General features: G+C 44.6%; 2 protein-coding genes. Both read right to left on the bottom strand.

Annotated elements, in window-relative coordinates; genetic code table 11:
• Positions 1 to 340 (bottom strand): flagellar protein FlaG (gene flaG, locus KIV40_RS32635; protein ID WP_285353514.1); only part of this gene is annotated, 340 nt, incomplete at its 3' end.
• Positions 341 to 421: 81 nt separating this feature from the next.
• Positions 422 to 1,087 (bottom strand): flagellin (locus tag KIV40_RS32630; protein ID WP_285353512.1); only part of this gene is annotated, 666 nt, incomplete at its 5' end.

Below are 1,087 nucleotides of genomic sequence, written 5' to 3'. Positions count from 1 at the left end.
GGCGAATAATATCACCGGTTGTGGCTTCATATATCGTCACCACATCCCTACCCGATTCTTCATCCACCTTAAAAGCAACCCCCTTGTTGATAGAAGAGATAAACTCGTTCATCTTCTCTACCATTTTAACCCGCTCTTCTTTATTCAGCTCTTGTCTATCTTGAGCCAATTGAATCGCGGCTTCGGTAGCATCCTCTTTCGATTTATCTACCTTTTCTTTGGGCGTAACCTCTAACGTTTTAGAAACACTAGGCGCACTGCTACCTTCATCGAATGCAAATTTAATGCCATTAGGTGAGCCATAAGGCTGGACGTTCGATGCGCTGGATGATATTTCCATGACACTCTCCTTCCGACCTTATATGAGCCATGGCATAGAGCCCTACACACGTAGACCTCTATTACCGCCTACTAAGTAAGCTTAGCCCAATAAGCTTAGAGCTGCTGATGGCGATTGCTTCGCTTGAGCTAGGATTGAAGTACTCGCCTGTTGTAGGATTTGAGACTTCGTCATAGCTGTCGTTTCTTTCGCGTAATCAGTATCTTTGATACGGCTCTTAGATGCATTAACGTTTTCGTTGATGTTATCGAAGTTGCAGATTGCGTGATCAAAACGGTTTTGGAAAGCACCCAGAGAAGCACGTTGGCTGTCTACAGACTTAAGCGCACCATCAATGATAGATACCGCTTCGTTAGCACCTGCTACAGACGTAACATCGATATCGTTAACAGTCACTTCTTTGCCGCTACCAATACCTAGCTCGCCAGATAGGCTACCGCCAAACTCAACGTCGCCTTGTACTTTTTGGCTTGAAGCGAACAGTTGCAGTTTACCGCCTTCACCAACAGAAGCTTTAACGTCTTCACTTTGACCGTTAATGTAAGTCGCAAGTTCTTCAATATCGTTACCCGCTTTTGCAGAGATATTTACTTCTTGCTCTTCACCAAACTTGTCTTTGTACTTCATCGTTAGGTCAGAACCTGCCGCTACTGTCCAAGAAGAGTCTTTACCTTCTTCAACTGTGTAGCTCTTACCACCCATGTCTTGAGTGTCAGTACGCATGTTACCCATAGATAGCATTACAGC

The sequence above is a fragment of the Vibrio sp. D173a genome (assembly GCF_030248475.1).
The sequence above is the reverse complement of the archived record's forward strand: the minus strand, read 5'-3'. Positions and strand labels throughout refer to the sequence as shown.